The organism is Streptomyces sp. NPDC002537, assembly GCF_053594975.1.
Genome location: NZ_JBSFWT010000080.1, coordinates 26,055 through 34,174, shown reverse-complemented (window position 1 = coordinate 34,174; position 8,120 = coordinate 26,055). Strand labels below are relative to the sequence as shown.

At 68.4% G+C, this 8,120-nt stretch carries 7 protein-coding genes; all 7 read right to left on the bottom strand.

Going from position 1 to position 8,120, the window contains the following annotated elements; genetic code table 11:
• Nucleotides 1–186 precede the first annotated feature (186 nt).
• On the bottom strand, nucleotides 187–1,041 hold the full coding sequence (gene pssA, locus ACWD4A_RS28230) for a CDP-diacylglycerol--serine O-phosphatidyltransferase (RefSeq protein WP_451198218.1): 855 nt from the start codon (nucleotides 1,039–1,041) through the stop codon (nucleotides 187–189).
• Nucleotides 1,028–1,684: a phosphatidylserine decarboxylase gene (locus ACWD4A_RS28225; protein ID WP_451198217.1), complete on the bottom strand. Its 657-nt coding sequence runs from the start codon at nucleotides 1,682–1,684 to the stop codon at nucleotides 1,028–1,030. Before ACWD4A_RS28225 ends, pssA begins: the two co-directional genes overlap by 14 nt.
• 170 nt (nucleotides 1,685–1,854) lie before the next feature.
• On the bottom strand, nucleotides 1,855–3,060 hold the full coding sequence (locus ACWD4A_RS28220) for an acyl-CoA dehydrogenase family protein (RefSeq protein ID WP_451198216.1): 1,206 nt from the start codon (nucleotides 3,058–3,060) through the stop codon (nucleotides 1,855–1,857).
• A 1-nt stretch (nucleotide 3,061) separates the two neighbouring features.
• A complete protein-coding gene (locus ACWD4A_RS28215) occupies nucleotides 3,062–3,574 on the bottom strand; it encodes a MaoC family dehydratase (RefSeq protein ID WP_451198214.1) in 513 nt (170 codons plus the stop codon).
• A 5-nt stretch (nucleotides 3,575–3,579) separates the two neighbouring features.
• Nucleotides 3,580–4,626: an HpcH/HpaI aldolase/citrate lyase family protein gene (locus tag ACWD4A_RS28210; RefSeq protein ID WP_451198213.1), complete on the bottom strand. Its 1,047-nt coding sequence runs from the start codon at nucleotides 4,624–4,626 to the stop codon at nucleotides 3,580–3,582.
• The gene (locus ACWD4A_RS28205; RefSeq protein ID WP_451198211.1) at nucleotides 4,623–6,635 is read right to left on the bottom strand and encodes a protein meaA; all 2,013 of its coding nucleotides are present in this window, start codon (nucleotides 6,633–6,635) and stop codon (nucleotides 4,623–4,625) included. The genes ACWD4A_RS28210 and ACWD4A_RS28205 overlap by 4 nt, the downstream gene beginning before the upstream one ends.
• Nucleotides 6,636–6,646: 11 nt before the next feature.
• Nucleotides 6,647–7,984 carry a crotonyl-CoA carboxylase/reductase gene (gene ccrA / locus ACWD4A_RS28200; protein WP_451198210.1) on the bottom strand — a complete coding sequence of 446 codons (1,338 nt, stop codon included), beginning with the start codon at nucleotides 7,982–7,984 and terminating at the stop codon, nucleotides 6,647–6,649.
• Nucleotides 7,985–8,120 lie beyond the last annotated feature (136 nt).

The window sequence follows — 8,120 nt, the reverse complement described above, 5'->3', positions numbered from 1 at the left end:
GCACACTGCGGGCCCGCAGGTTCAAGGCCACGGTCCGCACATCCAGCCCGTCCGGCGTTTGAGGACGCGGCCGCAGGCCGCTCCCGCCGCAGGCGGACCGCAGCCGGGGGCCCGGGGCACGCGCCCCGGAAATGGGAAAGGGGCGGGTCAGGGGAGAGAACCCCTGGCCCGCCCCTTTCGGCGTGCCTACGGCAACTGCGCTGCCGAACGCGCCTCGCGACGGTTGTCACGGAACGTGTTCACGCGACGAGCGGTCGCGAAGAGCGGGATGACCGCGCCCAGGACGACCTGGAGGGCGCACCCGGTCTGGAGGAGCAGCTCGCCGCCCGGCGCGTCGAAGGCCCATGCCGCCAGCAGCCCCATGCTCAGCACGATCCAGCTGAGCATCGCCACCGCCAGCCGGCCCCGCGGCTTCGGGTACTCGACGCGGCTCACCATCAGCCAGGCCACGCCCACGATCGCCAGCAGCGTCGGGACGAAGGGCAGCTCCAGCAGCACGATCGACACGACGGTCAGCGCCCCGAAGGGGCTCGGCATCCCCTGGAAGATGCCGTCGCGCAGCTGGACGCACGAGAAGCGCGCCAGACGCAGCACGACGGCGAGGAGCACCACGATCGCCGCGACGGCCGACACCCGCTGGTGCGCGTCCTGGGCGACGACGCCCCAGACGACCACGAAGTACGCGGGCGCCAGGCCGAAGCTGATCAGGTCGGACAGGTTGTCCAGCTCCGCACCCATCGCGGAGCTGCGCAGCTTCCGCGCCACGAGGCCGTCGAACAGGTCGAAGACCGAGGCGAGCAGCATCAGTATCACGGCCGTCGCCGCGCTGTGCCGGGCCATGCCGCCGTCCTCGTTGCCGAGGAGGTGGGGCATGAGGACGCCGGTGGTGGTGAAGTACACCGCCATGAAGCCACAGATCGCATTGCCGAGCGTGAGGGTGTCCGCTATCGACAGCCGCGTGGACAGCGGCATGTCGACCTCGTCCTCCGGCTCCGCTTCCGGCACCCAGGCGGCCTGTGTGTCCGGATCAATCACGGTCAAGGCGCGTCACCCCTGCCGTGGTGGGCTGGCCGACCTCGACGGCGACCTCGATCCCCGCGGGGAGATAGACGTCGACGCGAGAGCCGAAACGGATCAGGCCGATCCGCTCACCCTGCTCCACCTTCGTGTCCTGCGGTACATAAGGAACGATACGCCGGGCGACGGCGCCGGCGATCTGGACCATCTCGATGTCACCGAGCTCGGTGTCGAAGTGCCAGACGACGCGCTCGTTGTTCTCGCTCTCCTTGTTGAAAGCGGGAACGAATCCACCGGGGATGTGCTCGACCGACGTCACCGTGCCGGCCAGCGGCGCCCGGTTGACGTGGACGTTCAGCGGGCTCATGAAGATCGCGACACGGGTGCGCCCGTCCTTCCACGGCATGATGCTCTGCACCACGCCGTCGGCCGGGGAGATGACCCGGCCCTGGGCGATCTCGCGATCGGGGTCGCGGAAGAACCACAGCATGCCCGCCGCGAGCGCGGTGGTGGGCACGGCCAGCGCCGCCCAGCGACCGGAGCGCCGGGCACGGGTGAGGCTGACCGCGGCCGTGGCGACGGTCGGGAGGAGCCACGGCGATGCTCCGCGCGCGAGGCGTACACCGACAAGGCTGTCGCGTGGTGCAGAGGAAGAGCTGTGGGGCATGGGTGACCTTCGTAGCGGAGGGTGCCGCGTAACGATTGGGGGACGGCGGCTTTCCGGGGATGCTATCGGGTGCGGGCGGCAACTGGCTAAGCGCCAGGGCCAGTCGATGGCCGAACTCCGATGACTCGGTGTGATCTTCTTCTCGGTGAAACCACTCCTAATCGGGACAACTACCCCTGGAGTCGGTACTCCTCGAGTAGCCGACGACCGATGATCATTTTCTGGATCTCTGCCGTGCCCTCTCCGATGAGCAGCATCGGCGCCTCGCGGTAGAGCCGCTCGATCTCGTACTCCTTGGAGAAGCCGTAGCCGCCGTGGATGCGGAACGCGTCCTCGACCACTTCCTTGCAGTATTCGGACGCCAGATACTTGGCCATTCCGGCCTCGAGGTCATTGCGCTGCCCCGAGTCCTTCTTGCGTGCCGCATTGACCATCATCGCATGCGCCGCTTCGACCTTTGTTGCCATTTCGGCCAGTTTGAATTGAATGGCCTGGTGCTGGGCGATGGGTTTTCCGAAGGTCTGCCGCTGCTGCGCGTAGGAGACGCCCAGTTCGAACGCACGCTGAGCGACGCCGCAGCCACGCGCGGCGACATTGACCCGGCCGACCTCGACGCCGTCCATCATTTGGTAAAAACCCCGGCCGGTGGTGCCGCCGAGCACGCGATTGCCGGGAACGCGCAGCCCATCCATGATCAATTCGGTGGTGTCGACGCCCTTGTAACCCATTTTCTCGATCTTCCCGGGGATGGTGAGCCCCGGCTTGACCTGGCCGAAACCGGGTTCCTTCTCGATCAGGAAGGTCGTCATCGACTTGTGCGGGGCGGTCCCCTCGGGGTGTCCCTCGTCCGTCCGGCAGAGCACCGCCACCAAGGTGGACGAGCCGCCGTTGGTCAGCCACATCTTCTGGCCGGTGAGGACATGGTCCTCGCCGTCCTTGACACCCTTGGACGTGATGGCCGACACATCGGAGCCGAGCCCCGGCTCGGACATCGAGAAGGCGCCCCGGACCTCGCCGGTCGCCATCCTCGGCAGGAAATGGTCCTTCTGTTCCTGGGTGCCGTGCTGCTTCAGCATGTAGGCGACGATGAAGTGCGTGTTGACGATGCCCGACACGCTCATCCAGCCCCGGGCGATCTCCTCGACGCACAGCGCGTATGTGAGAAGGGACTCACCCAGCCCGCCGTACTCCTCCGGGATCATCAGGCCGAACAGCCCGAGTTCCTTGAGGCCCTCGACTATCTGCGTCGGGTACTCGTCGCGGTGCTCCAGTCCGGTCGCGACCGGGATGATCTCTTTGTCGACGAATTCCCGGACGGTGGCGAGGATTTCCCGCTGGATGTCCGTCAGGCCGTCGGTCTGCGCGAGGCGTCCCATCTCACTTCTCCCGGATGATCGGCTCGGGGCGGCCGGGCTGCTCGCCGCCGCGCTTCTCGATGTATTCGGCGGTGGGCACCATCACCTTGCGCCGGAACACGCACACGACGGTGCCGTCCTGCTTGTAACCCCGGGTCTCCACATGGACGATGCCGCGGTCGCTCTTGGACCTCGACGGCGTCTTGTCCAGCACGGTCGTCTCGCCGTAGATCGTGTCGCCGTGGAACGTCGGCGCGATGTGCTTCAGCGACTCGACCTCCAGATTGGCGATCGCCTTGCCCGAGACGTCCGGCACCGACATGCCCAGCAGCAGCGAGTAGACATAATTGCCGACCACGACGTTCCTGCCGAAATCGGCCGTCTTCTCCGCGTAATTGGTGTCCATGTGCAGCGGATGGTGGTTCATCGTGAGCAGACAGAAGAGGTGGTCGTCGTATTCGGTGACGGTCTTCCCGGGCCAGTGCTTGTACACGTCGCCGACGGTGAACTCTTCGTAGGTACGGCCGAACTGCATCGTGCTCAGGCCTCCGGGATCTCGAACTTGGACGTACGGGTCATACCCGCCGCGCGGCCCTTGCCCGAGATGACCAGCGCCATCTTCCGGCTGGCCTCGTCGATCATCTCGTCGCCGAGCATCGCCGAGCCCTTCTTGCCGCCCGCCTCGGAGGTGCAGTAGTCGTACGCGTCCAGGATCAGCTCGGCGTGGTCGTAGTCCTCCTGCGACGGCGAGAAGATCTCGTTGGCGAGCTCGACCTGGCCGGGGTGCAGCACCCACTTCCCGTCGAAGCCCAGCGCCGCCGCCCGGCCCGCCACCTCGCGGTAGCCGTCGGGGTTGCGGATCTGGAGGTACGGACCGTCGATGGCCTGGAGGTCGTTGGCGCGGGCCGCCATCAGGATGCGCATCAGGATGTAGTGGTAGGCGTCCGCCCCGTAGCCGGGCGGCTGGTGGCCGACGACCAGCGACTTCATGTTGATGGAGGCCATGAAGTCCGCCGGGCCGAAGATGATCGTCTCCACGCGCGGCGACGCGGCGGCGATCGCGTCCACGTTCACCAGGCCCTTGGCGTTCTCGATCTGCGCCTCGATGCCGATGCGCCCGACCTCGAAGCCCATCGTCTTCTCGATCTGGGTCAGCAGCAGGTCCAGGGCCACGATCTGCTCGGCGTCCTGCACCTTCGGCAGCATGATGCAGTCGAGGTTCGGGCCCGCGCCCTCCACGACCGTGATGACGTCACGGTACGTCCAGTGCGTCGTCCAGTCGTTGACCCGTACGACCCTGGTCTTGCCCGTCCAGTCGCCGTTGTTCAACGCGTCGACGACGGTGTGCCGGGCGCCCTCCTTGGCGAGCGGCGCGCACGCGTCCTCCAGGTCCAGGAAGACCTGGTCGGCCGGGAGCCCCTGGGCCTTCTCCAGGAAGCGCGGGTTGCTGCCGGGGACGGCGAGGCAGGAGCGGCGCGGCCGCAGACGGTTGGATCCAGAAGGGGCAGCCGCGGTGGGGGTCCCCCCGGACGAAGTCTGGGGGAGGCTTCCGGCCGGGGTGGTGGCGGGCGACGGGTGGGCGGTCATGCGGGGACCTCCAGAGGGTCGAGGTGGTTCGCTTTCCGGATCTCGTCGACGATACGGCCGATGATCTCCGTGATGCCGAAATCCTTGGGGGTGAAGACGGCCGCTACGCCGACGGCCCGCAGGGCGGCGGCGTCGGCGGACGGGATGATGCCACCGACGATCACCGGGACGTCGTCCGCCCCGGTGCTCCGCAGCCGGGCCAGCACGTCCGGCACCAGCTCGGCATGCGACCCGGAGAGGATCGACAGGCCGACGCAGTGCACGTCCTCCGCGACGGCCGCCGCCACGATCTGCTCCGGGGTCAGCCGGATGCCCTGGTAGACGACCTCGAAGCCGGCGTCGCGGGCCCGTACGGCTATCTGCTCGGCGCCGTTGGAGTGCCCGTCCAGACCGGGCTTGCCGACCAGCAGGCGCAGCTTGCCGCCGCCCAGCTCCTCGGCGGTGCGGGCGACCTTCGCACGGACCGCGGCGAGCGGGGTGCCCGCCTCGGCGGTGACCGCGACGGGAGCGCCGCCCACCCCCGTGGGGGCGCGGAACTCGCCGAACACGTCGCGCAGCGCCCACGACCACTCGCCGGTCGTGACGCCGGCCCGCACGCACTCCAGCGTGGCCGCCATCAGGTTGTCCGTGCCCGCGGCCGTCTTCTTCAGCACGGACAGGGACTCCTGGGCGCGGCCCTCGTCGCGGTTGTCGCGCCAGGAGTGCAGGGCCGCCACGACGCGCGCCTCGTTGGCCGGGTCGACCGTCATGATTGCGGTGTCGAGGTCGGCCGTGAGCGGGCTGGGCTCGGTGGACTCGAAGCAGTTGACGCCGACGATCTTCTCCTCGCCCGCCTCGATCCTGGCCCGGCGCTCGGCGTGCGAGGAGACCAACTGCGCCTTGAGATAGCCCGACTCGACGGCGGCCATCGCGCCGCCCATCGCCTGGATCCGGTCGATCTCGGTCAGGCACTCCTCGGTCAGCGCCGCCACCTTCGCCTCGACGACGTGCGACCCGGCGAAGATGTCCTCGTACTCCAGCAGGTCGCTCTCGTGCGCCAGGACCTGCTGGATGCGCAGCGACCACTGCTGGTCCCACGGGCGGGGCAGGCCCAGTGCCTCGTTCCAGGCGGGCAGTTGGACGGCGCGGGCGCGGGCGTCCTTGGAGAGGGTGACGGCCAGCATCTCCAGGACGATGCGCTGGACGTTGTTCTCCGGCTGCGCCTCGGTCAGCCCGAGGGAGTTGACCTGGACGCCGTAGCGGAAGCGGCGCTGCCTGGGGTCCTCGATGCCGTACCGCTCCCGGGTGATCTTCTCCCAGATGCGTCCGAAGGCGCGCATCTTGCACATCTCCTCGACGAAGCGGACGCCCGCGTTCACGAAGAAGGAGATCCGGGCGACGACATCGCCCTTGCGGTCCTCGGGGACCTGGCCGGACGCGAACACCGCGTCGAGCACGGCGATCGCGGTGGACATCGCGTACGAGATCTCCTGGACCGGAGTGGCCCCCGCCTCCTGCAGGTGGTAGCTGCAGATGTTGATCGGGTTCCACTTCGGGATGTTGTTGACCGTGTACGCGATCATGTCCGTGGTCAGCCGCAGGCTCGGCCCCGGCGGGAAGACGTGCGTCCCGCGCGACAGGTACTCCTTGACGATGTCGTTCTGCGTGGTCCCGGCCAGCGCGGTGACATCGGCGCCCTGTTCCTCCGCGACCACCTGGTACATCGCCAGCAGCCACATGGCGGTGGCGTTGATGGTCATGGAGGTGTTCATCCGGTCCAGCGGGATGTCCTGGAACAGCCGCCGCATGTCGCCGAGATGGGCGACGGGGACCCCGACCCGGCCGACCTCGCCGCGGGCGAGGACGTGGTCGGGGTCGTAACCGGTCTGCGTCGGCAGGTCGAAGGCGACCGACAGGCCGGTCTGGCCCTTGGCGAGATTGCGCCGGTAGAGCTCGTTGGACGCCTCCGCCGTGGAGTGCCCGGCGTACGTCCGCATCAGCCACGGACGATCCTTCTGACGGTCAGTCATGCCTGCTTCTCTCAGATGTCCTTGAAGCGGTTGATGGCGTCGATGTGCCGGGCGCGGAGTTCCTCGTCGCGCACGCCCAGGCCCTCCTCGGGGGCGAGGGCGAGGACGCCGACCTTGCCCTGGTGGAGGTTGCGGTGGACGTCGTAGGCGGCCTGGCCGGTCTCGGCGAGGGAGTAGGTCTTCGACAGCGTGGGGTGGATCTTCCCCTTGGCTATGAGGCGGTTGGCCTCCCACGCCTCGCGGTAGTTGGCGAAGTGCGAGCCCACGATGGACTTCAGCGACATCCACAGGTAGCGGTTGTCGTACTCGTGCCGGTAGCCGGAGGTGGAGGCGCAGGTGACGATGGTGCCGCCCTTGCGGGTGACGTAGACGGAGGCGCCGAAGGTCTCCCGGCCGGGGTGCTCGAAGACGATGTCGACGTCCTCGCCGCCGGTCAGTTCACGGATGCGCTTGCCCAGGCGCTTCCACTCGCGGGGGTCCTGGGTGTTCTCGTCCTTCCAGAACCGGTAGTCCTCCGCACTGCGGTTGATGATGGCCGTGGCGCCCATCCGGCGGCAGATCTCCGCCTTCTGCTCACTGGAGACCACACAGATGGGGGTGGCGCCGCCGGCGAGCGCGAACTGCGTTGCGTACGAGCCGAGTCCGCCGCTCGCGCCCCAGATCAGGACGTTGTCGCCCTGCTTCATCCCGGCGCCGTTGCGGGAGACCAGCTGCCGGTAGGCGGTGGAGTTCACCAGCCCCGGAGCGGCCGCCTCCTCCCATGTCAGGTGCTTCGCCTTGGGCATCAGCTGGTTGGACTTCACCAGCGCGATCTCGGCCAGGCCGCCGAAGTTGGTCTCGAAACCCCAGATCCGCTGCTCGGGGTCGAGCATGGTGTCGTTGTGGCCGTCGGCGCTCTCCAGCTCCACCGACAGGCAGTGCGCGACGACCTCGTCGCCCGGCCGCCAGGCGTTCACCCCGGGGCCGGTGCGCAGCACGACGCCCGCGAGGTCGGAGCCGATGACGTGGTAGGGCAGGTCGTGCCGCTTGCCGAGCGGGGAGAGCTTGCCGTAGCGCTCCAGGAAGGCGAAGGTCGGCACCGGCTCGAAGATCGAGGTCCAGACCGAGTTGTAGTTCACGGAGCTGGCCATCACGGCCACCAGGGCCTCGCCGGGCCCGAGTTCGGGCAGCGCGACCTCTTCGACGTGCAGCGATTTGCGGGGGTCCTTCTCCCGGCTGGTGAGACCGGCGAACATCTCCGCCTCGTCCTTGTGCACGGTGACCGCGCGGTAGGACTCGGGGAGGGGGAGGGCGGCGAAGTCCTCGGGGGAGCTGTCGGGCGCGAGTATCGCGTCCAGGATGTGGTTCATGCGGTGCCTCCGGCGAAGCGCGTCGTGGAACGGGCTTGAGGGAACGTCGGGGGTGGTGCGGAGGTGGTGCGGAGGGTGGTGCCGTCGGTTCGGCGGGTGATGCGGCAGCGCGGGTGACGCAGGGGGCCTGTGTGAC